This window comes from Mesorhizobium sp. 113-1-2 (assembly GCF_016756475.1).
Lineage (GTDB): Bacteria > Pseudomonadota > Alphaproteobacteria > Rhizobiales > Rhizobiaceae > Mesorhizobium > Mesorhizobium loti_C.
On sequence record NZ_AP023242.1, the window covers coordinates 7,419,145 to 7,446,001 of the forward strand.

General features: G+C 61.4%; 24 protein-coding genes and 4 pseudogenes. 10 read left to right on the forward strand and 18 right to left on the reverse strand.

All coding sequences use genetic code 11. The features are described 5' to 3' along the window. Positions 1–235: 235 nt before the first annotated feature. Together scpB and JN279_RS35630 are read right to left on the reverse strand one after the other, a co-directional pair. Positions 236–943 carry an SMC-Scp complex subunit ScpB gene (gene scpB / locus JN279_RS35625; protein WP_202351498.1) on the reverse strand — a complete coding sequence of 236 codons (708 nt, stop codon included), beginning with the start codon at positions 941–943 and terminating at the stop codon, positions 236–238. Between the two features lie 5 nt (positions 944–948). Continuing rightward, positions 949–1,971 carry a DUF1403 family protein gene (locus JN279_RS35630; RefSeq protein WP_202351499.1) on the reverse strand — a complete coding sequence of 341 codons (1,023 nt, stop codon included), beginning with the start codon at positions 1,969–1,971 and terminating at the stop codon, positions 949–951. Positions 1,972–2,608: 637 nt separating this feature from the next. Between JN279_RS35630 and JN279_RS35635 the strand changes: the two genes are divergently transcribed. Beyond that, complete coding sequence (locus JN279_RS35635; RefSeq protein ID WP_202351500.1) at positions 2,609–3,535, forward strand: recombinase family protein; 927 nt, start codon at positions 2,609–2,611, stop codon at positions 3,533–3,535. Here JN279_RS35635 and JN279_RS35640 read toward each other — a convergent pair. Genes JN279_RS35640 through JN279_RS35650 form a run of 3 tightly spaced genes read right to left on the reverse strand, consistent with a single transcriptional unit; the run spans position 3,471 to position 6,970 of the window. Beyond that, entirely contained in the window at positions 3,471–4,493 is a 1,023-nt protein-coding gene (locus tag JN279_RS35640; protein WP_342216301.1) for a TniQ family protein, read from the reverse strand. The two genes, JN279_RS35635 and JN279_RS35640, sit on opposite strands and share 65 nt — an antisense overlap. Before the next feature lie 3 nt (positions 4,494–4,496). Continuing rightward, entirely contained in the window at positions 4,497–5,375 is an 879-nt protein-coding gene (locus JN279_RS35645; protein WP_202351502.1) for a TniB family NTP-binding protein, read from the reverse strand. Next, positions 5,372–6,970 carry a Mu transposase C-terminal domain-containing protein gene (locus tag JN279_RS35650; protein ID WP_202351503.1) on the reverse strand — a complete coding sequence of 533 codons (1,599 nt, stop codon included), beginning with the start codon at positions 6,968–6,970 and terminating at the stop codon, positions 5,372–5,374. Before JN279_RS35650 ends, JN279_RS35645 begins: the two co-directional genes overlap by 4 nt. A 716-nt stretch (positions 6,971–7,686) precedes the next feature. Between JN279_RS35650 and JN279_RS35655 the strand changes: the two genes are divergently transcribed. Genes JN279_RS35655 through JN279_RS35670 form a run of 4 tightly spaced genes read left to right on the forward strand, consistent with a single transcriptional unit; the run spans position 7,687 to position 10,629 of the window. Then, the gene (locus JN279_RS35655) at positions 7,687–7,971 is read left to right on the forward strand and encodes a DUF2604 domain-containing protein (protein WP_044549170.1); all 285 of its coding nucleotides are present in this window, start codon (positions 7,687–7,689) and stop codon (positions 7,969–7,971) included. Continuing rightward, on the forward strand, positions 7,964–8,581 hold the full coding sequence (locus JN279_RS35660; protein WP_010913845.1) for a putative metal-binding protein: 618 nt from the start codon (positions 7,964–7,966) through the stop codon (positions 8,579–8,581). Before JN279_RS35655 ends, JN279_RS35660 begins: the two co-directional genes overlap by 8 nt. An 8-nt stretch (positions 8,582–8,589) precedes the next feature. Continuing rightward, entirely contained in the window at positions 8,590–9,066 is a 477-nt protein-coding gene (locus JN279_RS35665) for a Mov34/MPN/PAD-1 family protein (RefSeq protein WP_244420607.1), read from the forward strand. Between the two features lie 3 nt (positions 9,067–9,069). Further along, a complete protein-coding gene (locus tag JN279_RS35670) occupies positions 9,070–10,629 on the forward strand; it encodes an E2 ligase fold family C protein (protein WP_096453868.1) in 1,560 nt (519 codons plus the stop codon). Positions 10,630–10,678: 49 nt separating this feature from the next. Here JN279_RS35670 and rlxS read toward each other — a convergent pair whose 3' ends face one another. The 5 genes from rlxS to JN279_RS35695 form a co-directional block, all read right to left on the reverse strand. Beyond that, the gene (gene rlxS / locus JN279_RS35675) at positions 10,679–12,649 is read right to left on the reverse strand and encodes a relaxase/mobilization nuclease RlxS (RefSeq protein WP_202351504.1); all 1,971 of its coding nucleotides are present in this window, start codon (positions 12,647–12,649) and stop codon (positions 10,679–10,681) included. 190 nt (positions 12,650–12,839) lie between these two features. Continuing rightward, positions 12,840–13,523 (reverse strand): lytic transglycosylase domain-containing protein, encoded by a 684-nt coding sequence (locus tag JN279_RS35680; RefSeq protein WP_010913840.1) that lies wholly within the window; start codon positions 13,521–13,523, stop codon positions 12,840–12,842. Next, entirely contained in the window at positions 13,511–14,059 is a 549-nt protein-coding gene (locus tag JN279_RS35685; protein WP_010913839.1) for a S26 family signal peptidase, read from the reverse strand. The genes JN279_RS35680 and JN279_RS35685 overlap by 13 nt, the downstream gene beginning before the upstream one ends. Beyond that, a complete protein-coding gene (locus JN279_RS35690) occupies positions 14,056–14,325 on the reverse strand; it encodes a helix-turn-helix transcriptional regulator (RefSeq protein WP_006328932.1) in 270 nt (89 codons plus the stop codon). The genes JN279_RS35685 and JN279_RS35690 overlap by 4 nt, the downstream gene beginning before the upstream one ends. Positions 14,326–14,487: 162 nt before the next feature. Continuing rightward, a complete protein-coding gene (locus tag JN279_RS35695; RefSeq protein WP_202296074.1) occupies positions 14,488–14,811 on the reverse strand; it encodes a DUF736 domain-containing protein in 324 nt (107 codons plus the stop codon). Between the two features lie 1,681 nt (positions 14,812–16,492). On the opposite strand from JN279_RS35695, the pseudogene JN279_RS35700 reads away from it, so the two are divergent. Together JN279_RS35700 and JN279_RS35705 are read left to right on the forward strand one after the other, a co-directional pair. Next, positions 16,493–16,883, forward strand: a pseudogene (locus JN279_RS35700) (RNA polymerase factor sigma-54); the annotation flags it as partial. Between the two features lie 56 nt (positions 16,884–16,939). Next, the gene (locus JN279_RS35705; protein ID WP_044549158.1) at positions 16,940–18,166 is read left to right on the forward strand and encodes an MFS transporter; all 1,227 of its coding nucleotides are present in this window, start codon (positions 16,940–16,942) and stop codon (positions 18,164–18,166) included. A 506-nt stretch (positions 18,167–18,672) separates the two neighbouring features. On the opposite strand, the pseudogene JN279_RS35710 reads toward JN279_RS35705, so the two are convergent. Together JN279_RS35710 and JN279_RS35715 are read right to left on the reverse strand one after the other, a co-directional pair. Next, positions 18,673–18,779: pseudogene (locus JN279_RS35710) on the reverse strand (nitrogen fixation protein NifQ); the annotation flags it as partial. Between the two features lie 120 nt (positions 18,780–18,899). After that, the gene (locus JN279_RS35715; RefSeq protein WP_010913836.1) at positions 18,900–19,805 is read right to left on the reverse strand and encodes a LysR family transcriptional regulator; all 906 of its coding nucleotides are present in this window, start codon (positions 19,803–19,805) and stop codon (positions 18,900–18,902) included. Between the two features lie 43 nt (positions 19,806–19,848). Between JN279_RS35715 and JN279_RS38475 the strand changes: the two genes are divergently transcribed. Continuing rightward, a complete protein-coding gene (locus tag JN279_RS38475) occupies positions 19,849–20,004 on the forward strand; it encodes a hypothetical protein (protein WP_272481108.1) in 156 nt (51 codons plus the stop codon). A 35-nt stretch (positions 20,005–20,039) separates the two neighbouring features. On the opposite strand, the gene nolL is transcribed toward JN279_RS38475, so the two are convergent. Further along, complete coding sequence (gene nolL / locus JN279_RS35725; RefSeq protein WP_202351505.1) at positions 20,040–21,161, reverse strand: nodulation factor fucose acetyltransferase NolL; 1,122 nt, start codon at positions 21,159–21,161, stop codon at positions 20,040–20,042. Further along, positions 21,154–21,669: pseudogene (locus JN279_RS35730) on the reverse strand (hypothetical protein); the annotation flags it as partial. The pseudogene JN279_RS35730 and the gene nolL, both read right to left, overlap by 8 nt. A gap of 208 nt (positions 21,670–21,877) precedes the next feature. Here JN279_RS35730 and JN279_RS35735 point away from each other — a divergent pair. After that, complete coding sequence (locus JN279_RS35735) at positions 21,878–22,822, forward strand: LysR family transcriptional regulator (protein ID WP_010913834.1); 945 nt, start codon at positions 21,878–21,880, stop codon at positions 22,820–22,822. A gap of 14 nt (positions 22,823–22,836) precedes the next feature. Here the strand turns inward: JN279_RS35735 and JN279_RS35740 are convergent, their stop codons facing one another. From JN279_RS35740 to nodB, 4 genes are all read right to left on the reverse strand, one after another. Then, the gene (locus JN279_RS35740) at positions 22,837–23,649 is read right to left on the reverse strand and encodes a TIM barrel protein (RefSeq protein WP_162034361.1); all 813 of its coding nucleotides are present in this window, start codon (positions 23,647–23,649) and stop codon (positions 22,837–22,839) included. A gap of 263 nt (positions 23,650–23,912) precedes the next feature. Then, the gene (locus JN279_RS35745; protein ID WP_010913832.1) at positions 23,913–24,563 is read right to left on the reverse strand and encodes a LysE family translocator; all 651 of its coding nucleotides are present in this window, start codon (positions 24,561–24,563) and stop codon (positions 23,913–23,915) included. A 27-nt stretch (positions 24,564–24,590) separates the two neighbouring features. Next, positions 24,591–25,214: an FMN-binding negative transcriptional regulator gene (locus tag JN279_RS35750; protein WP_010913831.1), complete on the reverse strand. Its 624-nt coding sequence runs from the start codon at positions 25,212–25,214 to the stop codon at positions 24,591–24,593. Between the two features lie 489 nt (positions 25,215–25,703). Further along, complete coding sequence (gene nodB, locus JN279_RS35755) at positions 25,704–26,363, reverse strand: chitooligosaccharide deacetylase NodB (RefSeq protein ID WP_010913829.1); 660 nt, start codon at positions 26,361–26,363, stop codon at positions 25,704–25,706. Between the two features lie 329 nt (positions 26,364–26,692). Between nodB and JN279_RS35760 the strand changes: the two are divergent. Next, positions 26,693–26,853: pseudogene (locus tag JN279_RS35760) on the forward strand (LysR family transcriptional regulator); the annotation flags it as partial. Positions 26,854–26,857: the final 4 nt, after the last annotated feature.

Consider the following 26,857-nt stretch of genomic DNA (forward strand, 5'->3'; position numbering starts at 1 on the left):
TTCGCCTCTCTACCCCGCTTCTGTGCTGGCTCGTCCGGCTGAACCAGCCCTCGCCGAACGGTCCATTCCCGCAATTGGTCGGCAGTGAGCCCTGTAAGAGCGGGAACATCCCGAGACCTAACCAGCTGCATGTGCCTCCAAGTATGGGTATGATGCCCGACCTAGAGAACGGGTATCATACCCGACCCTGCTCCGTAAAGCTCACTGCCGTCGTTTCACAGCGCTGTGGCAATCGCTAGTCTTCAGCCATAACCCCGGCTTCCTGCTGGCTCCCGGAAAACTCGGGCATGATGTCACCAGCCAGCAGCTTCTCCTTGCTCAGCAGTCCGGCATCCTCCAATGCCCCGAAATCCGGCAGATCGCGCAGCGTGTCGAGGGCGAACTCGAGCAGGAACGCTTTTGTCGTCACGTAGGTGTAGGGCGCGCCGGGCGTCGGGCTGCGCGGACCGGAAGCGATCAGGCCAGCACCGCGGAGATGGCCGATCAGGTCGCGCGAAATTTCCTTGCCGAAGAAGGACGACAGTTCGGCTCTGGTGATCGGCTGGAAATAGGCGATGCACATCAGCACCAACACGTCTGACTGCGTCAGGTCTACGGCACGCCCGTTGCCGCCGCCGGCTGTGCCAAATGCACTGCGGATGGCGTCGGCATAGGCCGGCCGGGTCAGGTGTTTCCAGCCGCCGGCGACAGAGACGAGGTCGTAGGGCCGGCCGCGCAATTCCTCGCGAATGTCGTCGATCAAAAGATCGATGCTGCAGCTCTTGCCGACGATCCGAGCCAACGTTTCGCGGCCGACCGGTTCACTGGCCGCAAAAATCGTTGCTTCGACGCGGTGCATCCATTCGCGCCAACGCGCATCCGGCGGCAGATGGTCCAGTTCCCGGTCAAACAGACTTTCGTCTGTTCTGCCTTTCGCTCTGTTTGCACGCGTTGTCAGGGCCATCGTTCTCACAGCCCGTAGATGCGGAAGGTCGATCGGCCTGACAATTCGCGCACGGCACCGAGCTCGACCAGCCGGTCGAACAGGCGGCGCAGGCCGCGATCGCTCATGCCGGCGATTTGTTCCGAGGCGACGATCGCGTCGTCAGAGAGCAGCTTTTCCACGACGACGTCCGCCGCCTTGGCCCTGAGTTTCGGCGCAACCGCAAGCAGCCGGTCCGCGCGGCGCTCGAGCTCAGCGGAAAGATCAATCGCGCGCAGCGCGGCCCGCGCCTGCGCGGCAAGCAGAGTTTTGGCACGCTCAGGATCTGTCTCAATGCCTGTCGCCAGAGAGCTGGCCGCCGATCGACGCGGGCGGGCGCTTGTCCCTAAGGCTGCCTCGGCGCCGAGCAACGGCACCGCATGTGCCCAACTGAGCCGTTGTGCCAGCAGGGCGTCGGCGAGCCAGTATCCAAAGGTTCGTGCGAAGCCATATCTTTCGGCAGCCGTGAACGCGCCGGTCAGCATGCCGACCATTCCGATGCCCGCGGAAAGCTGTCTAAGATCGTCCGCCAGGTCGCTGACTGCGTCGTCGTCGCGGCGGAGACCGAGGTCATCCAGCACCGCGCCGATGCTGGCCTCGGTCAGCAGTTTCTCGGCAGGCGTGCCGGCCAGCCGGCGCCAAGCCAGCAGCATCGATCCGGCGGGACCGACGGACAAAAAATCGCCCGGGCGGGTGAGCAGCACGGCGTCGCGAAGGGCCGCCTCGTCCTCGACGCGGCCTGCCTGCCTCGCTGTTGCCGCGGCCGCCGAAAGCGCCAGACGCTGCCGCCAGGCGCCGGCCCATCGCTCCTGCCGGCGGACCACCGCATCGAGCGCGCCGATGGCGGCGCCGGCAACGAGTGCGATATCCGCGACGTCTTTGCCCGCAACGGTTTGCGCCTCGGCCACGGCGCGGCGCAGCCAGGTCGGGACGAGGACCGCCGGCGTGGCGATTGGCGCTCCAGGGAGCGGACCAGGATGGCGCGAGAGGGATTGGGGCCGCAGAATCATTGCGAATGAGCATGAATCAAGGCGGCGCTTTTGGCAATCGATTTGCGTTGAATCCGCCGCACTTGTCGCGCCATCAAAACGAACAATAATGTTGCATTATCAATCGTTTAACTTTTCACGACGTCGACCCCAAGTAAGATAGTTGGCTAATGATTTACATTGTCAGCTGACCGGAAATCGTGAGACTCGCCGCCTTTTTGAATCGGTTTTCGTGAGACTACCTGCATGGCGACGAACCAGCTTTCTCTTAAGCAATTGATTTTCCAACCGTATTGATGATCATTGCCGGCCGCCTGGCTTTGTCGCGTAGTCTCACCATTTCCGATTCAAATGCAGGTAGTCTCATGAAATCCGCTCCACCCAAGGGCGGCAAATGGGGGCCAAGTCCGCGGACCTCACCAGCTCCAGGGTGCCTCCGAATGCTGCGTCGGTCCTAAACCGCCCAATTGACGCGCTTTCGCCCTCAGTTGGCGCAGGACGCCATTTTGCACCTTTTCCGCCCGGTGGGGCGTCCAAGCCCCCTAATGCCGCTCTGCGGGCGTCTACGAGGCTCGATAAAACACGTCTGCAACTGGCCGGTTGATAACAGCCGTCGATATTGTACAAATGGCCGTGAAACACCCCGCGAAAGCCCGCCATGGCCAAAGCCCCCTCCCCTGCTTCCAGACCGCGCCGCCTCATCGGCTATGCGCGGGTCTCGACGGAGGACCAGGTTACCGATGCACAGGCCGACGAACTGCGGCACGCCGGCTGCGCGGTCATCCAGCACGAACAGGGATCGGGCGCATCGCGCTCGCGGCCGGTGCTGACCAAGCTGATGCGCGAGATCCGCGCCGGCGACGTTCTGGTCGTCGTCAGGCTCGACCGCCTCGCCCGATCGGTCAGCCATCTTCTCGAGGTGATCGAGACGCTCGAAAAGCGCGGCGCGCATTTCCGCTCCCTGCGCGACCCGATCGACACGTCGACGCCGCAGGGGATGTTCTCGCTCCAGGTGCTCGGCGCGGTCGCCCAGTTGGAGCGGGCACTGATCGCCGAGCGCACGAAGGCTGGAATTGCCGCGGCCAAAGCGCGTGGTCGACTGCCTGGCAATCCTGGCCTGCGGGAACGACGCCCAGAAAGCATCCGCGCCGTCGCCGCGGCCCGGGACGGCGTCTATGTCGGCGATCTCATCGCCTCGGCGCAAAGCTGGTTGCCTATCGTGCGACGGCTGCGTCCGCAGCATAACTGGGACGATGTCGTCCGGGTCCTGAACCACAAGGGGCAAAGCTGGACGGTGGAACGCCTTCGCCGGTCGGTATACCGCCTGGTACGCGAAGGCCTCGCGGATCCGGCGCTTGTCCAGCGCGCGCCGCGACGACAGCCGGAAGACCGCTTGATGACGCTCGTCGCTGGCATTGCGATTGCCGATCCAGACCTCAGTCTGCGGGCGATCGCCGCACAGCTCGAGGCGATGCGCGAGCGGACGCCGCGCGGCGGCTGGCAATGGGCGGCCTCGTCAGTCAAGCATCTGCTCGATCGCGCCAGGCGTCTCGGTTTGACGGTGCACGAACCCGCTGACGGTTGAAGCGGCCGCTCGTCGACGTAGCGCTGCCCTCCCCTCTCGCTTTGGTGTGGCGCGGGTGCTGCGCGGCACGGCCGACCGCGTTGCGGATCGCGGCCGGCCACCGGTGGATCAGCGCCGTCACTTTCTTTCGGCCGAATTCATCGGAAACCTCCAGGATGCGGACGACCGCGTCGGTCGGATTCTTCAGCACGCGGGCAACGCCGAGGGCAAGCGCGTATCGCTCCGCCCATGGCGCATTCGGCAAATCGGCGATGGTTGAGGGCAGGCGCTGATCATAGATCGGCACCGCAAGCGCGAATTCCGGCACCAAGATGCTGAGGGCCGGACGCCGGCAGGGCCGGGACAGAATGGAAGGCTCGTGCTGATGTGCAAGCGGCAGGCGCGCCAGCTCCCACGGCGCCGGGGACGAAGCTTTTCGCGACGGCGACAGCAGCAGCGAAAGAACCGAGCCGACGGGAACCGCAGCGGTATCCCTCCCCATTGCCCATCGATAGAGGAATTCCGCGCCCCGCTGGGCCGACGCTTCATCACCGCCCAGAGCGCAGGCCCCACGTGTTTCGAAACCGAATAGCGGCTGACGGTGTCGATCGCAGCGGAAGCTAAACGCGAAGGACCAGGCTCTCAGCCGTTGCGGTCTTTGCATGCCGCGCGAGCAGACAGGGCAAGTCTCCCGGGAAGCCGGCCGAAGCAGGGTGCGATAGCGCGGCGGCACGTCGTGAAAGGTCATGGCGAACAGGCGTTCGACCGAACTGCGCGTCGCGGCTGCGATGCGCTCCATATCAGCCCGCACGGGCTCGCTCTCGAGCTGCAGGGCGGGTCGTGCCCACCCGACATAGGCCTGCAGGCCGTCGAGAGAAACCTGATAGACATCGGCGATCCGCTCCATCCAGGAACTCAGTCGCTCGTCCTGAAACGGTGGCGGCACGATCGGCAGAGGGACCCTCCCCTCCCCTGTCACGGCTCAGGCCGCAGCGACGGTCGCAGGCGCGGCGACACGGTGGTCGAGGATCGCGGCCGGCGTGATGCGTTCAGTTCCGGTGAGGATCGCATCCGTGGCAAGGTCGATCACCATCCGGAAGATCGATGACGTGACGCCGCCGTTGACGTCGACGAGACGCTTGAGCGCGCTGTCTGTCAGCTCCGAGGGAAGGCGCAGCGGCAACGACCAAAGAAGCCCGCCTATCAGCCCTTGGAAATCGGCGTCGTGACGCCAGGGCGGCAGCCCGTAGGGCTCGAAGCGGCTGTTGAGGTGGGCATCGCCCCGGACCGCATCGCGCGCCTCGTGCGAGCCGAGGCAGATCAGCGGAATCCGCAGCTCGTTGCCGAGGAAGCGCAGCAGATTGAGCATCCGGCGCTGCTCGCGGTAGGTGCCGGCGATCAGGTTCTGGACCTCGTCGATGATCAGCATGCGGGGCGCGATTTCCTGGAGCAGTCGCAGTGCCTGTGTTTCGAGCTGCCCGAGCGTGGCGCGTGTCGGCGGCGGTGCCCCGATCACCGAAAGCAGGCGATGATAGAAGCGTCCCTCGTGGGGAGAAGCGACCATCTGCACGACGATGACGGGCCGGTGATCGATCCCGCTGCTCTCGTCGAAGCTGGGCGGATGGGCGCGCACGAACTTCTCGATGATCATCGTCTTGCCCATCCCCGAGGCGCCGAAGATCAGCAGATTGGGCATGCGGGCGCGCTTGGGAAACAGGAGCAGTTCCTCGAGCTTGTCGAGCGCCTGACGGGCCCGTGGATAGTCGATCCACCGGTCCACCCGGATATGCTCGATACGCTCGCGATCGGGTAGGTCGGCATGGGCCTGAACGGCGGGATCGAGGTGCGGATAGGCCGTCATTCCCATACCTCCACCGGGAAATGCGGCAAGGCGATCACCGGCTCGTCCGCCGGCGCGCTTGCCGGGATCTCCGGTCTTGCTTGCAGATGGGCACGTCGCGCACGCAGCCTGCGGGTTTGCGTGGTTTCCTTCGTCGCCTGTTCGACCAGAGTTCGCTGCGCCGCGATCGTCTGGAAGATCGTCTCCTCATCGATCTCCCGGCGGCCGCGCGCACGCTGCACGCGCAGTGCCGCCTTTTGCTCCCACAACGTGATGGCCGGTCGTCCCGGATTGCGCGTGGGTGCCATCAGGTAGTTCCCGCCCAGCTTGACGAAGACCTGGTGCAGATCCCGCGGGTCATATTTGACCAGCACCATTTCGTCGCATCGGCCGATCCAGGGCGCAAAACCGTCGGACCAGTAGCAGATGTTGTTGAGGTGGATGCCAGTTCGCCGCAGCACACGCGGCTCGAACGGCAGGAAATCGATCAGGAAGGCCAGCGGATCGTGCACATGCCGCGGCGGACGCGCGGATATGGCTTCGTTCCAGGCGGCGACGGGTGGGCGGCCAATGCCACGGTGCAGGTCGGAATGGTAGGCGATGATTTCCAGCGCCAGCCACGTCTCGAGCTCGCGCATGGTCATCACGGCGCGCGCCTCGGGATCGTAATCGCCACGGTCCAGAACATTGGAGAAGTGTGTGCCTGGCAGCAGATGCACCGCTCCCATCATCGTGCCGATCAGACGCTCGATGTGTCCGCCAAACCGGGGCGTTCCCGGCGGCCGGTAGGAGACGACGATGTTGTGGTCGTCGCAACCACGCTTGAAGGCGCGCGCGTGAAATTCGGCGCCGTTGTCGACATGGATGCACCCCGGCAGGCCGCTTGCCGGCCATTCCAGGGAAATCCCGCGATCCTGCAACCAGCGGGTCTTGTCGATGATCGCATGCGTCAGGCAAAGCGCCACCGACGTCACCGACGGCGCCTCCAGGGAAAGGTAGAAACCAAGCACCATCCGCGTGCAGACGTCGATCGCGATGGTCAGGATCGGTCGACCGATGGGTAGTCGTTCAATCGGATCGACTACCGTCACGTCGACCTTCGTATGGTCGATTTGGACGACCTGCAGTGGATGCTGCGCGGAGAATTCGCCCGGCAGGGCCAGGAATTGCGCATCGGCCCGCGCCTTGCCCTCGCGTCGGCGGGTCAGCTCCTCGACATCAAGCGTACCCAAATAGGTCTTGAGCCGCCGGATTGACGGCGGCGGCATCCGTCCTGCCCGGCAATCGGACGAGATCCGCTTCCAAAGCCGCGTTAGTGTCGGCCTCTCCGGCGTCGCGTAGAACGTCGTGATGTTGCGATCGACGATCGTCTTCAGAGCCGGATCAAAGGCGTCGATACCGCTGCGCCGCCCCGACTGCCGGCTAATAAGCGCGGCAGCGCGCTCCTCTGTCCGGTATCGCTTCAGCCAGCGGAACAGGGTCGCACGGCTGATGGACAGTTCCGCCATGGCGTCGGAGACTTCGCCGGCTGTGGGCCGCAGCGGCAACCGCCGCAATACGTCCGCATGCCGGAGCACATTCTGCCATTCCTGTTCGTCGAGTTGATCGCGTCGCATGGTCTTCACGCGAATGGTGCATCAAGGTAGTCTCACCATAACTGAATCGCGTGACAGTTCCGTCTCAACAAATCCGACTCGGTCTCATCAAATCTGAATCGGCTAACCCATTGAAAACAAATGATCGCAAGTCTCACGGAAAACGGTCAGCTAACACACCCGGACGACGGTTCGGTGCAGCCACTCACGTCAATCCGGACAGTCCCGTCTTCTCGTCGCGACTATCCCGGTCCCCGGAGTTGGTCACGGCGACCTGCTTCCGAGCCACCTTTCGAATAGGCCGAGCTCGGATCACCAGCTCTAAAGCTCCACGTGATTGCCTATTCGATAAACCCTCCGTCAAGATTGCAGCGGCTAGAAGCCGCCGCAGCCAAACGGTCACAGCGCCCGCCCAATCGAACCTGAAATCATACCGGCAGGCGGACTTGCACGGGGGCTGTCAGTGGAGCAGGCGCGTGAAAGAGCACATGAAATAGGTGTATCGCCAATATTTTCGTATTGCTCTAATCGATTATAGTTGTGAAGCGCAATTTCAGCCCGTTTACTTGCCGCTCAAGTCACGCATAAAAGAAGGTAGCACCGATTCGGTAGCTTATCCCCTGTCTTTTGCGTACTCGCGGCCCGTGGCGCCGAGTGGACGATTGAAGATCGCCGGTCTCACTAGCAGGTGGGCACAAGCGCCTGGGGCCGGTTGGCAAGCCACAGGAGTAGGACAAATGTCGAAGGATTCGGGTAAGGGCGATCACGGCGGCAAGATCGAGATCACGGTGGTGGTGAACGGCCAGCCCACGCAGGTCGAAGCCAATCCCAACCAGCCGCTTCACGTCGTTCGTGCCAAAGCCCTTGAGAACACGCAGAACGTCGCCCAGCCGGCCGAGAATTGGGAATTCAAGGATGAGGCCGGCAACCTGCTCGACGTTGACAAAAAAGTTGGCGATTTCGGTTTCGCGAACATTGTGACCCTGTTCCTCAGCCTGAAGGCGGGTGTAGCAGGTGCCTGAAATCCAGACTGTGGACCCTGCGGTCTCGCGAGCGAAATTCGATCGGCAGATCGGCTGGTTCCAAACACAAGCGGGCGCTTACCGGGCTCAGGGTTGTTTCCTGATCGAGGCGAGATTCCCTACTGCCTTCTTCATCTTCGCACCGCCCAAGATAAGGCCACAGATAATCGGTGCAGCTGTCGAGATCGACTTCTCCAATTACGACCTCCGACCTCCGTCGGTAGTCTTCGTCGACCCCTTTACCCGCCGGCCGGTTGCCCGCAAGGATTTACTGCTAAGTATGCTCAGACGACCGCATCTACCCGGAACCCCACCGGATATGATTTCGGTCCTCATGCAGCAGAAAGCTCTGTCGCTAGCGGACTTCCTCCAGGCCAACAGTGCGGAACATACGCCATTCCTGTGCATGGCAGGCGTCCGGGAATACCACGACAATCCAGCCCATTCAGGTGACTCATGGCTTCTCCACCGGGGTTCTGGCGAAGGCTGTTTGGCCTTTATCCTGGACAAGATCATCAAGTACGGGACCGGCCCCGTGGAGCAGATACAGTATCAGTTCCAAATCTCAGTGGGAGCGATGGTAGTACCCCCATCCGCCATCCCGGAATGAGCGTTTTGATGGATGTAACGACCGTGACGCTCCCGCGCCACTGCATCTCGACTGTGCATGCGCATCTGCGCTCGGTTGGTCGCGAAGGCAATGAGGGGATGGCGCTCTGGGTCGGCGTTCAGCAAGACCAGCATTTTGCCGTAACAGAGACCGTGCTCCCGGCGCAGCGTCACATTCGGACGGGCGATGGTGTTTGCGTGATGGTTCCGGCCGAGGAACTGCACCGGCTTAATGTCTGGCTCTACAATAGCGGCCTGAAACTCTTGGCCCAGATCCATAGCCATCCGGGCCGAGCCTACCATTCGACGACCGACGATGCTTATGCGGTTGCTACCACGGTTGGGTGTCTGTCGCTGGTAGTGCCGAATTTCGCCCGCGAGCCTTTCGATTTTGCTCGAGTCGCCGCCTATCGGCTCGACGGAAAAGCCAACTGGAATGCGCTCCCTTCCGCGGCACTGTCGCGAATGATCACAATAACGAGTTGAACAATGGCACTCGCTAACTTCATCGACCGCGCCGCCACGGCGGCATCTCAGGTCCTAGCCGATTTTCATCTGGAGGACTTTAAAGCAGCTCTTGAAAAGCAGGTCGTGGCCGTCGCCTTTGACGATCAAGCCGCTTCCTGCGCCGAAGGCCAGGCGACACTAGATCTTGCGGTGAGGTTGCTCGCCAGGCTCTATCCAGTTCTGGCGATACTCCCGCTGGGCAGCGCGGCAAGCTTTCAAGCCCAAGCGCTGGAGCGCTTGGCAAAGTCGATAAATCCAAAAGTTGGCATCCGGCGTTCCGGCAAGTCTGCCACCATCTGCGTAGTTGCAGGGGTGACGCGCCCACCACTCCGGTGCCCGACCTTTTTCATGGGATCGGACGGTTGGGCGGCAAAGCTGTCGCGTACGGACCCGGTGGGCTCCGGCTCGAGTTTGCTGCCCTATGGAGCTGGCGCCGCCAGTTGCTTCGGCGCCGCCAACGTCTTTCGAACCATCTTCGCCGCCCAGCTGACCGGCGCCGAGTTAGACGAAACCATCGACCTCTCGTTATACAGCTACGACAAGACCAAAGCCGGCGAGGCAGGCCCGATCGACATACCTGTCGACCTTGGCGAAACGCACCTCGTTGGGCTCGGTGCGATAGGCCATGGCTCGCTTTGGGCGCTAGCGAGACAACCCGGTCTCACGGGTCGTCTGCATGTAATCGATCACGAAGCAATCGAACTCTCAAACCTGCAGCGCTACGTATTGGCCGGCCAGGCGGAGATTGGCATGTCCAAGGCGGTTCTTGCAGCCACCGCCCTTAGATCGACGGCCATTGGGGTCGAGGCGCACCCGCTGACGTGGGCAGAATATGTTGCGCGCCACGGCGACTGGGTCTTCGACCGAGTGGGTGTGGCGCTTGACACCGCCGCCGACCGTCTGGCGGTCCAAGGTGCTCTGCCCCGATGGATCGCGAATGCCTGGACGCAGGAGCACGACCTCGGCATCTCGCGGCACGGGTTCGATGACGGCCAAGCTTGCCTTTGTTGCATGTACCTGCCGTCCGGGAAATCCAAGGACGAGCACCAGCTGATTGCCGAGGAACTCGGAATACCGGAAGCACACGAGCAGGTGAAAACGCTCCTGCAGACCAATGCCGGAGTTCCCAACGACTTTGTAGTTCGGGTGGCTACAGCGATGGCTGTGCCGTTTGAACCGCTAGCCCCGTTTGTTGGCCAGCCCCTGCGTTCCTTTTATCAGCAGGCTATCTGCGGCGGTCTGGTGTTCCAGCTCAGTGATGGAAGTCGCCGCGTTCGAACCGTGGTTCCGATGGCCTTCCAGTCAGCGCTTGCCGGGATTATGCTTGCCGCCGAGCTCGTCAAACACAGCGCGGGTTTTCCCGTGGGCCCGACGACGAGCACTCGGGTGAATCTTCTGCGCCCACTTGGCTCCCGCTTGCACGATCCGAAGGCCAAGGATTCCAGCGGCCGCTGCATCTGTAGCGATGACGATTTCATTGCCGCTTACAGGCGCAAATACGGCAAGAGCATCGTACAGCTAAGCGATGTCTCCGCCGCCTAAGCAGACGCGCGAATGTCTCCGTTGCCGCCGGGCGGCGATGTGCGCGCCACTACGAAACCCCATGTCCGCTCCTCTGCCGTCCGAGGGTCCATGAGATAGCCTCCCCACGCGCCACACCGGAAACCTCCTTTCCGATGTACCGATCAAGCACCGGCCTCCATGGCACGAGCGTGAACTCGCGCGACTTCTCGATCACGGCATATTTGCCGCTGGCAAGCTCGACCGATCGGCGCAGCGTGCCTTCTATTCGTTCTCCAGGCTGCGCTTCGGCATACGAGAGACCGAGCTGATCCGACAGCTGGCCGGCGACACGGTTCAGCTCGCGCTGGCGCAGGATCGAAATCATGTTGGCACGATAGACGACCCGGTCCTGTTCTTCGTGCGCGAGGCCTTGCGCGATCAGCCACTGCCGCCGACGGGCATGCGCCTCCCGCACCTCATGCCCGAAGCCTGAGTTGCGCAACGGCTCCGGTCTCTCGGCAACCAGGTTCCGGTCGAGCCAGGTGGCGCCTTCGAAGCTGACTTGGCGTTCCAGCGGCATTGATGAGAGCTTCTCGACTATCACAGGCTCGACCCTGGCCCGCAGGCGCTCGTATTCCGCGACACGATCGAGATGATCCGGCGCGATGATCCAGGTGCCATTCGGCTCTCGCTCCACGCCGCCGGTGGAGCGCCGGATCGCCTCCAGCCGGCGGATATGCGTCTCGGCAAAGCTTTCGGTGGCGAACGCATCATGCTTGAGGTGCATATCGACGCTGTAACGGCCGCCGTGTGCGGTCGCGATGTCGGCGATTGTACGGTCGACTTGCCTGGGCTTGGTATCCCTAGACGTAACACGCACGATGCAGCCGTCGGGCGTCGGTTCTGTCAACTCGCCTTTGCCGATGTCTATCCAATGGCTTTTGCCGTCAACGCCGTCGACGATGAGGTAATGCCGATCGTTGATTTCGTCGGCGAGCCCGCGCGCGACGAGGCGGCCGACGACCGGTGTGGAGGGCTCTTCACGTCGATCGTGGACAAGGTAATCGGCGGCACTGCGAGCGAGCCCCTTGCCAGTCAGCTCGCGGTGCATGGTCTTGATGATGTCGCCGCGTTCGCTGGTGCGGCGCAGCGTGGCTTCCAGCTCATCATCCAGGCGCCAGCGGACCGGGTCGACCTCCTCGGCTAAGCCCATCCGCTCGAGCTTGCGCAGACGGCCTTGATGCAGCGCCTGGCGAAAGGCGTCGCGGCCGTCCGTAGAAACAAGTCGGTCCTCATCGCGCATGCGCAGCAGCTGCCGGTCGATGCTGGTGAAGCGTTCCTGCTCCATTTCCTGGCGCAAGCGCTGTTCAATCTCGCGGTCGGTACGGGGACCGAGGTCGAGGCTCACCAGTTCGGCCGCCCGCTCGCGGATGCCGCTCGAAATATACTCCCGCGCGATGACGAGGTTTTCGCCGCGATCATCCTTGCCGCGGACAATGATATGGGTGTGCGGATGGCCGGTGTTGAAATGGTCGACGGCAACCCAGTCGAGCCTGGTGCCGAGATCCTCCTCCATCTGCGCCATGAGCCGCCGCGTCAGCGGCTTGAGGTCGTCATACTCAATGCTGTCTTCCGGTGCGACGATAAAGCGGAATTGATGCCGGTCGCTATCCGCGCGATCGACGAAGGCCTTACTGTCGATGCGATCCCTGCCGGGGCCATAGAGTTTGCCGGGTTCGCCTTCCCTGGTGACGCCATCGCGCTGGATGTAGCGCAGATGCGCACGCGCTCCGTCCGCACCCTTGCCGGCCAGCTTCACTATCCGCGCCTTGACCATCACCCGCCGCTGCCGGAAGGCGGCATACCGGTCGCGTGACTTGAGCAGCGCGGCCGCCGCCCCGCCGCGGCCTGTCCGGCTCCCCGTGAAGCGACCGCCGCGCTGGAGGCGGCCGCCGGCTCGGTTGATCGCTGCCTTGACCTGGCCGGCATAGCGCTTGCCTGCTTTCGAGCCGCGCGAGCCGATCTTGCCGAGCTTCGGCCTGAACTCATCGTCCTGCATACCAGCCTCCGGGCAAATTCAAGCGAAACCTGGGTCTCGCTGGCCCACCCTCCTGGCGCCGCCGGCAGCCTCCGGCAAAAAGGATGTGCAGACAAAGGCTTCGCCGCCTCATGGAGGCGGTGCCTTTATCTTGCCTTACGCGCCCCTCGCCTTAAGCGTCCCTGGCCCCTCCCGGATGCCCTCAACATCGCTAGCCATTGTGCTTCTTTTTCCGCGCGCGATCCCTGCCGAGCGGCACGAAAAGGCCGCCATTCGTTTCACCGGCGCGAACACCGTCGCGAAGGAAGAACAAAGAGCGTCCGGAGGGAGCGTTCCGCCCCTTTGAAGTTGTGGATTGGCCTTTGAATTCGTTCATGTCGGCCGCCGAAATCCCCGTCGCCTCAAGCTGTTTCAGATAGGCAACGGTCTCTTTCGGCAGCGGCCTTCGAAGCTTCAAATGGCCTTCATAGCGCTCGGGTCCAGCGTTGTAGGCGGCAAACAGGCCGGGGAATCCGAAACGCTTATACATGGCGCTGAGATAGGCGGTTCCGGCCAAGATGTTGTCGCGCGGATCGTGCGGGTCGGCTCCCAGACCGTGCTCGACGCGCATCTCCTGATAGGTGCCGGGCATCACCTGCATAAGACCCATGGCGCCGGCGCGGGAGGTGATGGGACGGCCATCGAGGACGGTCTTGCCGCGGCTTTCGGCATCGATGACGGCGCAAATCCAGGCCTGGGGAATGTGGAAGCGTGCGCTTGCTTCCGATACGAAGTGCTGCCATCGTTGCAGCTGCGGACTTTGGGAGATGACGGCTGGCTCAGCGCCGGTCGAGGCGGAACAGGCGCATGGCGCGACGGCGATCATGCCGAGCATCAGGAGGGTCACTCGGTCCATAGCGGCACCAGCCTCCCGATGATGTTTTCGGCCGGCACCGGCCCGAAATAGCGACTGTCGAAGGAGTGATTTTTTTCGTTGCCGAGCAGGAAAACCTCGTCATGGGCGAGCGCTCGGCAGCCGTTCCACCAGGGCAGCGGACGGCCTTGCGTGTCGATTTTGAGCCGACGGGCGACGATCTCGCCGCCTATGATGATGGCATTACTAAAGGCGCAGACATGCTCGTCCGGCAGCGCGGCGAGACGCTTCACCAGCGGTATATTGCGAGGCAGATAGCCGCGTTGGTCGGCGAGATAGGCAACGAAGCCAGGCGGGCGGGCGAGCACAAGATCGCCGCGCGCAGGCGTGCCAGACCCAACGCGATAGAGACCGACCGGCGCGCTAGCCGAGGCGTTCCAGACCAGCAAGGGAGACGGCTTTGGGAGCGCCGTGAAGCCTGTCAGGCTCAGGCCAATCGCGGCGATGGCGATTGCGTTGCGCGCCCGAACGCGCCGCAAACGGCTGCCGATCAGATGGATGGAAGGCCGCTGGCTCATGAGCGGGCTCCCTCGTCGGCTGAGCCGGACCCGCCCTTGTCATCGTCGGAGCCGGGTTCTGGCGGGCGGCCTTTCGACCAGTCGTCGAGTTCGTCGATGTGGTAGCGGACATAGCGGCCGTGCTTGCGGTATTTCGGGCCGCCGCCGGTCAGCCGCATCTTTTCCAGGGTGCGCTGGGACAGGCCGATATAGAAGGCAGCCTGCGCGGTGTTCAGAAACGGACTGCCCTTCTTGGCGCGGGCCGCGCGGTCGTTTTCGTCGTCCATGATGGTCCTCGTTTCGCTTCGGACAAGCGACCGCGAGGATCGGCGAGCGAGGTCGTCCTGGGGACGGGCGAAGAGTCGGGTGGGAGTTTTCGCCGCCCCTTCGGGCGAGCGTCGGCGGGAACCCCCGCGCCGAGTTGCGGCGCGAGGGCTTGAGCCGGCCGGTCAGTCGGCCGGGTTCCAGATGAGGGCGTAGGTGTCTTGATCGTCTTGGCCGGCGGCGCGGCCGAGATTGGCGTAGAGCTTGCGGGGACCGAACTCCGGTGCGGCGATGGACAAGCTCACATAGTCGTTGCCGGAAGTCTCCCCGGTTCGGATCCAGCCGGCGCCGACCTCCACGCCCTGCGTCAGCACCCGGAAGTCGGGATGGTTGTCGGCGGACTTGCTTCGATTGGGCACGATGTCGATGTCGGCGCGGACGCTGAGCGTCCTGAGCTGGCCTTTGTAGCTGCCGTTTTCCTGCTTGTTGACGTAACCGATCGCGGTCATTTTCCTGTCTCCTTCTGCTGTCGCCGGGGACCATTCCCCTGCGATGGCGGACCGTGATGGGCGCGTCCGGACCGCCCGAACCCGGCAGGGCCGCAGCGGCAGCGAAGGACCCGAGCGGGCAGCTTTTTTGAAGCGAAGCGGCGCGAGGAAGCCGCGTCATGCGGCGGGGAAAAAAGCTGGTGGCGAGGGTTTCGGGCGGGCTGGAACCGCCCATAGGTCAATGAGCCAGCCGCAGGGGAATGTCCTCAAGACGTGTGGGGACAGGTCGCGTGATCGGGTGAGCACAACAAGCGATCGGAACGCGTGCGGCGGGTTCCGCACGCTCAACACCGTGCCGGATCATAAATGTGCCCGTGCACCGGGAGCCCCAGCAGGCATCTCGGCGTGGTAATCGAGCACTGACAAGGGCGAGCTTTGGCGGCCGGATGTTGTTGCCGGAAGCGGGGTCCAAGGGGCGGAACGTGCAGCCAACGCGCCCCGGAGAGGCGCCAACCCGCGGCTATCGACGAGCCGCCTCGGCATGGCGGACTCATTCGAGGGTAACAGCGACCGGGCCTCGGCCCATTGATCGGCGGTCGGAAGCCGCCGCGTTTCGTGTGTTTTCGGTTGGGAACTTGGTCGAATCCGCGCCAGCTGGTTCCATTGGAGCGAAACCGATCGTCTCGGCGTGATCGAGGAATTCGACCAAATTGATACCGATGGCCTTCGCGAGGTCCGCCTGGCTGAGACCAGACGCTTTTCTTTTATCGACGCGGACATACCCGGGTGATCGGCCAGCCGCCATCCGCCAAGGTTAGGTCGTTCCTAGCGGCGCGGCGGGCACGGCTGAGCCCGCGTCCGAAGTCGACGAGGAAAGGGTATTGCTCCCCCGATTTCCGAAGAAGGCCACTGGTCGCAATTGCCCCTGTGGGCCGTGGCGATCTTTTGGTCGCGCTTGCGACATTCTTGTCAGCCTTCGGGACACAACAATGTTTTCGGATAGGCGCGCACGAGGGAGCAAATCAAGGAATCTCAATCTCGCAAACGCCGTGACGCCCAGCCGGACTCGATCCTCAGGGCGTGGAGACCGGCGCGCCGTGCTGAAGAGCTCGGAGGTGTCAAAGGCCTTCCTCGACAGGGGGAGCAGCAACAGCGCGATCGTAGGCGCGACGGCCGCGTCTTCGCAGATCGCAGCCTGCGCACGCAATTACACGCCAGAGACAAAGCCTTACGCGGTCGATGCCGGCGTGCGGCAATGCATCGGCTCGGCCCGTCCGGAACGGCTTTCGCCTTCCCTTGCCGGCGCGGAAGTTCTGACTACTCCGACAGTACAGCACCTTTGCTCGGTCCGGGTGACCAAGCGATTGTGCGGCGCGCTCGGTCTCGGTCAATGCACGGCGCCCCTGCTCAAGCCGACAGGGCTTCGGCAAAAGATAGTCCGATTCGGTGCCCCCAAGTGAAATGGCATAGCGCTTGCTGTTATCCGTTAGAGCCCACCAAGGCACGTAGAAAGCTATGAACAGAACCATGGCAAAAACGCGAAGTTCCATACAAGCGCCCAAGGAGACCGTGCACGTTTGCGCCGAACGTCCCCTCCAGACGTCCCTCCTCCGGTATCTGATTTGCTATGGCTGGTTCGAGACTGACGGAGCCGTGGCGCTCGCCCAATTGTCGCTTACCCGCCTCCGCCAGGAGGATGCCTTTTTTGGAACACGGCATCGACCAAGTGCGGCCTCTCGGGCCCAGGACTGTCGCCGACGCGATCAAAGTGCATCAGGCGACGGTAAGCCGGGTGACGTCGAACACATACATGCAGACCCCGCGCGAAGTGTTCGAACTGAAGTATTTTTTCACCGTCGCGAGCGCGTCCTCCCAAGGTGGCGACGCGCGGTCCCCCCCGAAGCTGTCCGCCATCGGATCAAGGCGACAATCGCCGACGAATCGCAAGATGACGCGCTTTCCGACGACGACATCGTCGTCCGGCCCAAGGAAAGGGCCATCGATTTGCGCGCCGCACCGTCACAAAATATCGCGAAGCGATGAACATCCCCTCGTCCGTGCAATGCCGCAGGGAATGGCGCTTCTGGCGTTAATGCGGGTCAACGCAGCAACCCGAGTTTGCAGCACATCCAAACTGGAGACCCTGTTGATGACCGAATCCGCTACGGGCTTCATGGACGGAGTTCTGCATGACCCAAAACAGCCAGATCAACGGTCTGGTCCCGCATGGGGTGCAGTCATTTCGCTTGCCTTAGGCACCTTTGGGCTTGTGACGGCAGAGTTTCTGCCTGCCAGCGTGCTGACGCCGCTCGCGCATGATCTCTCTATCACCGAGGGTGCAGTTGGACAGGCGCTGACAACGACCGCCATCGTGGGGGCGATCTCGGCGCCGACGATGGCCGTCATCACAAGGCCCCTGGACCGCAGGATCGTCATATGGGCGATGACGCTGCTGCTGATCCTGTCGAACGTTCTATCGGCCGTCGCGGGGTCGCTGCCGGTTCTCCTGGCCGCCCGCGTCGTGCTCGGCATAGCACTCGGAGGGTTCTGGTCGATTTCGGCAGCGCTGGCGATGCGGCTCGTTCCAAGTCACCTCCTGCGGCGCGCCATGTCGATCATCCTCACCGGCGTTACCTGCGCTACCGTTTGCGCGGCTCCAATCGGCGCCTATGTCGGCGATATCTGGGGATGGCGAACCGCCTTCATGATCGCTGCGGTCGTCGGCGCCGTTACGCTGGTAGTGCAACTCATAACCATTCCGAGGCTGCCTCCGATTGGAGTGGCCAGCTTCCGCAGTCTGCTGGATGTGGCCAAGAATCCGATGATCAAAGTCGCGATGTTGGTCGTCCTGCTGGTCGCTTCCGGGCACTTCGCCGGCTTCACCTATATCCGCGCCTTCCTTGAGAAGTTTCCCGCGCTTGATATCGAGACGATCTCGCTGGTGTTGCTCGTCTTTGGCATCGGCGGCTTCTTCGGCAATTTGGCCGGCGGATTCCTGGCCGAGCACAGCCTCAAGGCAGCCGCGGCCCTGCCTCCCCTGTTCATAGCGATGGCCACTGTCTCGCTGCTGACGCTGGGAGCATCGGCTTGGGCCACGGCGATTGCGGTTACAGTATGGGGCTTTGCCTTCGGCGCGGTGCCGGTGGGACTGCAGACATGGATGGTGCTGCACGCCGCTCCCGAGCAGGCCGAAAGCGCCGGTGGGCTGATGGCCGCAACGTTCCAGGTAGCCATCGCAGCGGGCGCGATTTTCGGCGGACTACTGATGGACAATGCCGGCGTCGCCAGTTCCCTTGCCTACAGCGCCGTTGCCTCGTTCCTCGGCGCCCTGACAGTGTTCTTGCTTGGCCCGAAGCGCGAACCTCAGACCACCTGACGCAGCGCGGGAAAGATGCAATCATCAGCCGCGCGGTGCGATCCTACGCACGATTTTTGGCGGTTGCAGGCCTCGTCTTCGGGTGATCGGACGCTGTTGTCCGGTCGATTTCGACCGGCGGGGGCGTTTCGAATGATGGTGCCGACGAGAGAACCTAAGAGTGCGGGACCGAACCGGACCGCCTCGTCCGTCGACCGCTCTGGCATGGCGACGCGGTCTATGCGGCTCTGTCTTGCGGCGAGCATCGGGCGGATCGCGCGCCTGATTTCTTACATGAAGCTCGGGGCCGAACATGCCCCGCAGCTTCTGATTCGGCCCGAAATAGAGGATGGTTCGGCGATATCGTAGTTGTATTCACCAACTGTGATCCAGCCGCGATTGAACGTCGACAGCCCCGCGCGACGGATTTCCAGCGGCGGAATCTCAAGCGCCGCCTGCCCTTGGTAAGGCGGCTTACCGGAATTCGGCAGGAGGACGAGACGAGTTATCTCACGCTCAGTATCCCCGCAATTCGGTGCGGCGCATGGCGAAAACCTTCAGCCTCGCATAGCTTGCGGTAAAAGTACTTCTTCCACTTCATGTTTTTGGTGTTGCCGGCTGCCAGCATGGGGAAACACGTGGCACGCCGTCATGCAAAATCATCGAATGTGCGTCAGACCCAATTTTGCACGCCGGTTCGCACCCGTATGAGGCGCTGAGTAAATCTAGACTGAGACCAGGAGTGCCCGCGACTTCACATGCGGGATGCCTCCTGCAACATTATCTGCCGCATCCAGATGCTTGCCGGATCACTGTTGTGGAGGGTGGGCCATTGGACGGCCTCGGTGAACGTGGGTAGTGGCCGCGGAAGTTCGATGATCCGCAAGGGGAAGGTTTTTTTGAAATGCTGAACCAGCCGGAAGGGCATGGTCGCTATACGAGCTGTGCCTGAGACCATCGGCGGGATCATGCTAAAGGCCTGTACGACGATCTCAACACGTCTCTTGAGACCATGCTCAAGCAAAAACTGTTCCTCGATGGATGGCATCTGGGCACCGCCGACCCTGAACGCAATGTGTTTCATCGACACGTATCTCTCGAATGTAAGCTGACGTGGCAACTGCTTGTTCGTGGGGCAGCCCACGCACACGAATGTCTCGTCGAACAGCGCCGCTCTTGGATGGGCGCTCGACATGAAAAATTCCGGAAGAATCACAAAATCGACGTCACCGCGCCGGAGAAGCTCATCGGGGTCGTTGTCGAGCGGCCGCAATTCGAAGCTGACGGCGGGTGCTTCGCGTGCAACCCGCTCCACGACCTTTTCAAAAAACACGAGTGTGGCGAAATCGGAAAGAATGATCCTGAAGCGGCGATCGGATTGAGCCGGATTAAACGGATCCCAAGAAATAATCGAGCATTGGATGTGCAAGAGTGCGCCACGAACAGCGGGGGCGAGTGTTTCCGCACGCGGGGTTAGAACGCGTTCGCGGCCGCTCATCGTAAACAGTTCATCGTTGAAATAGTTGCGCAGCCGGGCGACGGCCGCGCTCATAGCCGGCTGACTAAGGTTGATGCTGCTTGCCGCGGCCGTGAGGTTGCGCGCGGTCAGCAGTGCGTCGAGCACGACGAGAAGGTTCAGATCAAGGCCTTTGAAACGCATGCCTCATCTGTCCGTAACGTGGTTGTTTGTCATCGTGACCATTATGGGCGCTCGTTTACGGTCCCACTCAGAGGTGTTGTGTCCCGACCTGCCGCCCGCGCGCGTGGAGGACGTGCTCGTCGTAGTTATGGGGATAGCGCGGCCGATGAGCGAATGGCCGACCGGTACAACAGTCGATCGGATAGGTCCGGAGCTATGAAACATGTCGATTACAGATGCGAATTTTTCACGTGACTAATTGATTACAGATTGAGATTTGAGCAGACTTGGGCGTGGCGGCGCTCCGACAACGATCCGCGACACATATCCGAGGTTGCGCGCAATACTGCGAATTGCCATCGCTATGACGACAATCGCCACTCCAAGCACAGTTGCGAAGGCGATTCTGGTCGTGAGATTCCAGACTTCTCCAAACTGTATCAAATCCATGAGGCGAAACACGGCACCCTGGACCAGGTAAAGCAGCAGCGTGCTCTGACCAAGCTGCACCGCGACAAAGCGAGCTACTCTAGTCGAATAGACAAGTCTCCAGCATTGGGACATAGACTGCATTGCTACTGCAGAAGCCGCCAAAGAGCCAGAGAACATCAGAAAAACTTGTTTAGCTGACTGTTCATCATGAATTAAAACGAGATTATTGTAGGCATAAGTCTCCTTGCCCCACCCGAGGAAGCATATGAAAGCCGCTATCGAAAGTAAGACAACAAAAATCCATTTGTAACGCCAGATGACGCCATTCTGCCATCCGATCGGCTGGGCAAACAGGAACCCTAAACAATAAAATGGGTAGGTGTATTTTAACAACGGGGTTATTGATAACGTGATGGGTGCGAATGCGACCGCAATTGCAGATGCGCTTATGATCCATATCGATAGACGGTTGAAATTTGTAAGAACTCTAATCAGAATGAACGAAATAAATGCCGCCCATATGAACCAGTAGGTTCCAATAACTTCCGTCGACAAGTCCAGCAATGTGTCGGTTAAACTCTTCGTAGGAAAAATCACTACGAACTTTAGCGTCCAGATCAACATACACCAAAAAAGCATTGGCAGTATTAGCTGCATTGCCCGCTCACCGACACCCTGGGTGAACGATTTTCGCAAAATTGCCCCAGAAGAAAGATATCCGCTTATCGCCATAAAGAGAGGCATATGAAACATGTAGATCGACTTGAAATACGGCGACAGCCAGAAAGCGTCGGTGCCCTGGTAGATTAAATATTGTAACAAGTGCCCAATTATCACCAAAATAATGAGTATGCCTTTGGCGAAATCAAAGCTTAGGTCTCGGTTGTTTGTCCCTGCTGGGCACGAGCCGCGTCCCTTCGCTCCGGCTCTTATGTGATCAAGCATCAGACTCCAGCCTATCTGTTGCAGTTGCTACTTGCCGTTTCTGGGCACGGCGAGCGGGGTGCAAAGGATCGAAAATCACGCGGATCGCGGCGTGGTATGGAGGGCCGATTGGCTGCAACCGAGCGGACAAAATCCCAGTGCCTGATCGCAAACCTCGAGCGCATTGGCGGTCGCGATCATGTGTGGCGATGCGAACGCCCGGCACTATGGTCGTCTGGCCGTCTCTGCAGAACCTCTCAAGATGGTTTCGCAGCGGGTGCCGAACCATGCCAAAAGCGAATGGAATGCCACGCTGCTGCAGCACCGGACGCATGACGCGGATAGAATGATTCATTCCGAGTCTCTCAAGATCCGGATGCATCCTGTACGGTCCGAGTTCGCCTACCAAGAAATCAACCTCGCCAACCGTGAAGAAATGGCGCAGCGGGTCCTAGTGAGCTGCTACGCCGTGCACATCAGAGCCGATTGCGCGAACCTTCGGCCCCGCACCGGCCCAGCTACAACCGCCTGAAAGCCCCTGTCGCCCATAGGCCTTTTGGAAGAAGGCGGAGAGTTCGACATGATCGGCTACTTACAAGTCATTTCCCAGCACACGCTGCAGAAGCAGTGGCGTGATCGGGCGCATGTCAAGTGCGGTCATCTATGCAGCGCCCTGGAAGTTTGGTAAAATCGATTGTTTAGATCGCGAGCATCCACGCTATGGATAAGTGAAAGCCATGCGCTTCAAGGGCCTTGATCTGAACCTTCTCGTCGTGCTCGACGCACTGCTGACCGAGCGGACCCTCACGGCGGCGGCAAGCAGCATCAACCTTAGTCAGCCGGCCATGAGCGCGGCCGTCGCCCGGCTGCGCGACTATTTCAACGATGAACTGTTTACGACGAGCGGCCGCGAACGTGTTCTAACCCCGCGTGCGGAAACACTCGCCCCCGCAGTTCGCAGCGCACTCTTGCAAATCCAGTGCTCGATTATCTCTTGGGATCCGTTTAATCCGGCTCAATCCGATCGCCGTTTCAGGATCATTCTTTCCGATTTCGCCACACTCGTGTTTTTTGAAAAGGTCGTGGAGCGGGTTGCACGCGAAGCACCCGCCGTCAGCTTCGAATTGTTGCCTATCGACGACGACCCCGATGAGCTTCTCCGGCGCGGTGACGTCGATTTTCTGATTTTTCCAGAATTGTTCATGTCAAGTGCCCATCCAAGAGCGGCGCTGTTCGACGAGACGCTCGTGTGCGTGGGCTGCTCCACGAACAAGCAGCTGCCACGGCAGCTTACATTCGAGAGATACATGTCGATGAGGCACGTTGCGGTCAAGTTCGGGCGGACGCTGAAGCCCTCCATCGAGGAACAGTTTTTTCTTGAGCATGGTCTCAAGAGACGTGTCGAGATCGTTGTGCAGGCCTTTAGCATGATCCCGCCGATGGTCTCAGGCACAGCTCGTATAGCGACCATGCCCTTCCGGCTGGTTCAGCATTTCAAAAAAACCTTCCCCCTGCGGATCATCGAACTTCCGCTGCCACTACCCACGTTCACCGAGGCCGTTCAATGGCCCGCCCTTCACAACAGTGATCCGGCAAGCATCTGGCTGCGAGAGATATTGCTACAGGAGGCGTCTCGAATGACTTCTCCGGGGGACGCCAAAAGGCGCCCCAGGCAGCCCTAATTTACTCCCGCGTCTCACGCCGGCACTCGCGTCAATAGCCCGTGTCGGAAGAGAGCGACGCTCGCGGCAAGTGCGCCTGCGAGGTCGTCCAGCGGGTGGGCTGCATCGACAAACGGTGCGAATGAGAAGGGCCCCCCATAGCCGCCATCAAGCAGCGCCCGGATCTGGCTGCCATTGTCGGAACCGACTAAGACGCGATCCGGGTAAATCCAGTGGATCGGATCGTTCACGCTTGAAATGTGGACGAGACCGGTCAGCTCGGAGGAGAAGAACGTCTCCCCGGCAAGCGTGTGGTGGAACGTGTCGTGCACGAGGCGGAAGACGGATTGGCCATCAATGGCGGCAATGGCCTTAGCCGCTTCGTTCTTCGATCGAAGCGAGCAGGTCCGGAAGCCCAGCGGCTCGATGAGACCGATCAGACCGCGCGACTGGAGGATCGGCTTGAGCGCCTTCAAGGCGACGCGGAGATCGCCCCGGCGCTCGACATTGGCGGGCCAGGAGCCATCGTTGACCGGCACCAGCATGAGCGTCTTGGCTCCGCAGGCCGCTGCATAATCGGCGAGCTTGCTCGCCTCGGCCCTGCGGGCGGGGGTCCACTCATTGAAGCGCTGGAGGGCATTGACGGAAATAATCCCAACGCCTGTGTCGGCGGCCGCAGACCGGACGTCCGCCGCCGGCATGCCGCGTGCAATAGCATTGCTGCCCGGTTGGCTGCGGATCTGGACATCGGTTAGGCCCTGGTCGCGGGCAAAAGCGAAAAGTGCCCTGACGTCAAGTCCGGGCGTCGCCAAATAATCGAGTGCAAAGCGGGGCGATGCTTCGCGCATGGCTTGGCTTTCCTTCCATGAAACGGGCGTCATTCTCGGCTGACTGGCTTCTACCGTGCGTTGATTCGCGAGGTCCGAAATGATGGGCATGAGCGAGGCGAGGCAGTCGTACTCACGTTTCTCTCACGCTATGTTTTTCTCTCATTTATGAGCCGACGTTCACCCAAACGGCGGTGCCGCGCCTCCTGAGACATGGTTAAATAGGTGCAATGACCGAACTCGCTCGCAGCCATCCAACTGCTTCCGCAAGGTACCCGCCAAAGTCAGGCAGCAGGGTGTTTCGCCAGAGCGAGGCCGACGCCCAGCGCGATCATCGCGCCACCTGACGCCTCCCTCAGGCGGCGGATCAACCCGGGACGCGCTGCCGCGCCGTCTTGAATGCCGCTGGCCACGACGGCAACCACGATGTCGGCGAGCGTGTTGAGCGCAATGGACACGGAGCCAAGCACCACGAATTGCAGAGCTACGAGCCCTGCGCTCGGATTCACGAACTGCGGAATGAAGGCGAGGAAAAAGACTGCCGTCTTCGGGTTGAGCGCCTCGACCAGTACCCCTTCACGAAACGCCCGCCGGGGTCCGACTGGACCCACTGCGGCGCCGTCATCGCCGCCAGTCGCTCCCTTGAGGCGGGCGGCTTGAAAGGTGCGAAAGCCGAGCCAGACGAGGTAGACCGCGCCGAACAGCTTTAATGCGGAGAACAGTTCCGAGCTCTCGAGCACGATCGCGGAAACACCTAAGCTTGCGGCGAGGACGTGGATCATGCCCCCCAACCCCGTGCCGAAGCTGGAAGCGATACCTTCCCGACGACCACCGGCGAGCGTGCGCGCGGCAACGTAGAAGATGCCCGGACCGGGGGTGATGGCGAGCACGGAGGCCGCGGCGAGGTACAGGGCGAGTGGGGTCAGTTCTGGCATGATGGTCGATTCCGACGAAGTTCATGATTATTTTGGGATGAGAGCGGCGACGTCGCGGTCAGATGCCCGCTCGCTCGCCGCAAGGCCCGCCGCCACGCCAGCGCGGTCGGCCGCGTTCCGGTTCTGGCTCATTTTGCGCTTGCCCTCCAGCCTCGTGATTGGCATGCGCAGGCCGACGATTCCGCGGAGTTGCGCCTGTATAAAATCCGGCGGCGCGTCCGACACCGCCCAAGGCGAGGCGCGCTCGCCCTCGTGGTGGTCGGTCAGCCGATTCACGACGTCCAGCAATCTTCCCGCATCCTCGAAGAACTCGACCGGGCCATAGGCGTGGACGGCGACGTAATTCCAGGTCGGGACGACCTTCCCGGTTTCCCGCTTGGTCGCATACCATGCCGGCGTCACGTAAGCGTCCGGCCCCATGAAGATGGCCAAGCCGTCGCCCAGCGGCGGAACACGGCACTGGGGATTGGCCTTCGCCAGGTGCCCGTAGATCACGCCGTGCTCGCCCTCGCTCTCGTCAAGGAAGAGGGGCAGTGGCGTTGCGAGCGGCCCTTCCGCCGTGACGGTAACGAAGTTCGCCAGCAGCGCCGCGCGAATGGTCGCGCGCAGGCATTCCTTGTCGTCGTCGCGGAAAGCGGGAGGGATGTACATCGCGAAACTCCTTGCGTTACCAAGTCAGGTATCGGCAAGCTGGCCTATTGGAAACAGCCAGTCAGAAGCTATTGAGGTAGTCCAGTTGGTGAAAGATGGCATCGCGCGCCGGATCAGGGCACCGGAATCCCCGGTGCCGGTCACGGTATGCGAATTGCTTGCCAAACCTTTTGGACGCAGCCAGCGATCCCGCTTGGTCGCTATGTGAGCCTGCGGCAAGCCCAATGAAATTGATCCAACGCAAAGTGAACCATACATGCAAACAATCGTCGAAAAGTGAACCTACCGGCGATGCTAGGCATGCCGAGAGCCTGCGCGGGTTTTCACTGTAGCAGGTGACAACACTACCCTTTGCCAACCGGTCGGAGCCGACCAGTTTGTCCGATGTCGACGAAGTGCTTGTTCGCAGGGCGCAAACGGCCTGTAAGCCTTCATAAGCGAGACCACACAGGTACTGGCTGGGAAAGCAGGTCCGTGGGATCTCGCATTTCAGTGATGTTCTGGAAGCGAGCGAATTTCATATCCGCAGGCATCTAATGCAGGAATCAGATTGGACAGCGCCATAACGGTCTGGTTGCGCAGACTGGCTTGAGTGCTCCGTGTCGACTCGTCGGGAGGGCATCCGTCGTGCAAGAGCACGATTGCGCCGGGGCGTACCGAGGCGAGCACTGCATCGACGATCGCGTCGGTGCCGGGGCGCGACCAGTCTCTTGGGTCGATCGACCAATGAAGGGCCGCCAGCCCCGCGATCTCTGAGGCAGTGAACACTTCTTCGCTCCAGGCGCCGTATGGCGCGCGAATGTAGCGGATCGAGGCCTGCGGGCATGCCAGCATGATGGCCTGGTTCGCCTCAAATACTTCACGTTGCACTTCGCCCAAACCGCATTTGGACAGGTCCGGATGAGACATCGTGTGGTTGCCTACCTCATGCCCTTCTGCGATCATTCGCTGGATGAGTTCCGGATGCTCTGCGGCGTAAGCACCAATGACGAAGAATGTCGCTGGCACCCGATTTTGCGCCAGCACATCGAGTATCTGTGGTGTGAAACATGGATTGGGACCGTCGTCAAACGTCAGATAAACGCTTCGACGCCCGGTGCCGTCAGCGCATTCACTCTGCACCTTCCATCTGTCATCGAGACGTCTCATAGCTGCGAACCCTTGCGGTCAATTGTTGTACCGGTCGGCCATTCGCAATCGGCATAACCCCGATCCTTGAGGTAGGGGCCTACGCTATCGGGGGGAGCTTGTCGCGAAGAGCCGACGCGATGCAGCTTGCGCCGATCACCGATGTACCTGGTCGAAAAGGGGATCGGCTCGCTTGACGTTCGGCGCAGACCAGGAGGGACACACCAGAAAATGCTCCTCGGAGCCAACGCACGCATCGACAATCTCCTTAGGGCTGCATCCTTGAATTCTTCCTATGGGACGTTCTGTACAATCGGCAAAATCGATTGTTTCGATGACAAGCATCCACGTTGCGGATAGATGAGACAAAGGCTTGGATCGCGTGCAACCTCACGGCGGCGGCAGCAGCATCAACCTTAGTCAGCCGGCCATGAGCGCGGCCGTCGCCCGGCCGCGCGACTATTTCAACGATGAACTGTTTACGATGAGCGGCCGCGAATGCGTTCTAACCCGCG

Excerpts from the sequence above, each read along its gene's own strand:
- JN279_RS35655 (WP_044549170.1), top strand. The coding sequence starts at position 7,687 with ATGTCGAAGGATTCGGGTAAGGGCGATCACGGCGGCAAGATCGAGATC.
- JN279_RS35685 (WP_010913839.1), bottom strand. The coding sequence starts at position 14,059 with ATGAGCCAGCGGCCTTCCATCCATCTGATCGGCAGCCGTTTGCGGCGC.
- scpB (WP_202351498.1), bottom strand. The coding sequence starts at position 943 with ATGGCCCTGACAACGCGTGCAAACAGAGCGAAAGGCAGAACAGACGAA.
- JN279_RS35630 (WP_202351499.1), bottom strand. The coding sequence starts at position 1,971 with ATGATTCTGCGGCCCCAATCCCTCTCGCGCCATCCTGGTCCGCTCCCT.
- JN279_RS35735 (WP_010913834.1), top strand. The coding sequence starts at position 21,878 with ATGCGCTTCAAGGGCCTTGATCTGAACCTTCTCGTCGTGCTCGACGCA.
- JN279_RS35750 (WP_010913831.1), bottom strand. The coding sequence starts at position 25,214 with ATGTACATCCCTCCCGCTTTCCGCGACGACGACAAGGAATGCCTGCGC.
- nolL (WP_202351505.1), bottom strand. The coding sequence starts at position 21,161 with ATGCTTGATCACATAAGAGCCGGAGCGAAGGGACGCGGCTCGTGCCCA.
- JN279_RS35695 (WP_202296074.1), bottom strand. The coding sequence starts at position 14,811 with ATGACCGCGATCGGTTACGTCAACAAGCAGGAAAACGGCAGCTACAAA.
- JN279_RS35745 (WP_010913832.1), bottom strand. The coding sequence starts at position 24,563 with ATGCCAGAACTGACCCCACTCGCCCTGTACCTCGCCGCGGCCTCCGTG.
- JN279_RS38475 (WP_272481108.1), top strand. The coding sequence starts at position 19,849 with ATGGGCGCTCGTTTACGGTCCCACTCAGAGGTGTTGTGTCCCGACCTG.
- JN279_RS35740 (WP_162034361.1), bottom strand. The coding sequence starts at position 23,649 with ATGCGCGAAGCATCGCCCCGCTTTGCACTCGATTATTTGGCGACGCCC.
- rlxS (WP_202351504.1), bottom strand. The coding sequence starts at position 12,649 with ATGCAGGACGATGAGTTCAGGCCGAAGCTCGGCAAGATCGGCTCGCGC.
- JN279_RS35645 (WP_202351502.1), bottom strand. The coding sequence starts at position 5,375 with ATGACGGCCTATCCGCACCTCGATCCCGCCGTTCAGGCCCATGCCGAC.
- JN279_RS35705 (WP_044549158.1), top strand. The coding sequence starts at position 16,940 with ATGACCGAATCCGCTACGGGCTTCATGGACGGAGTTCTGCATGACCCA.
- JN279_RS35670 (WP_096453868.1), top strand. The coding sequence starts at position 9,070 with ATGGCACTCGCTAACTTCATCGACCGCGCCGCCACGGCGGCATCTCAG.
- JN279_RS35715 (WP_010913836.1), bottom strand. The coding sequence starts at position 19,805 with ATGCGTTTCAAAGGCCTTGATCTGAACCTTCTCGTCGTGCTCGACGCA.
- nodB (WP_010913829.1), bottom strand. The coding sequence starts at position 26,363 with ATGAGACGTCTCGATGACAGATGGAAGGTGCAGAGTGAATGCGCTGAC.
- JN279_RS35665 (WP_244420607.1), top strand. The coding sequence starts at position 8,590 with ATGGATGTAACGACCGTGACGCTCCCGCGCCACTGCATCTCGACTGTG.
- JN279_RS35650 (WP_202351503.1), bottom strand. The coding sequence starts at position 6,970 with ATGCGACGCGATCAACTCGACGAACAGGAATGGCAGAATGTGCTCCGG.
- JN279_RS35635 (WP_202351500.1), top strand. The coding sequence starts at position 2,609 with ATGGCCAAAGCCCCCTCCCCTGCTTCCAGACCGCGCCGCCTCATCGGC.
- JN279_RS35680 (WP_010913840.1), bottom strand. The coding sequence starts at position 13,523 with ATGGACCGAGTGACCCTCCTGATGCTCGGCATGATCGCCGTCGCGCCA.
- JN279_RS35690 (WP_006328932.1), bottom strand. The coding sequence starts at position 14,325 with ATGGACGACGAAAACGACCGCGCGGCCCGCGCCAAGAAGGGCAGTCCG.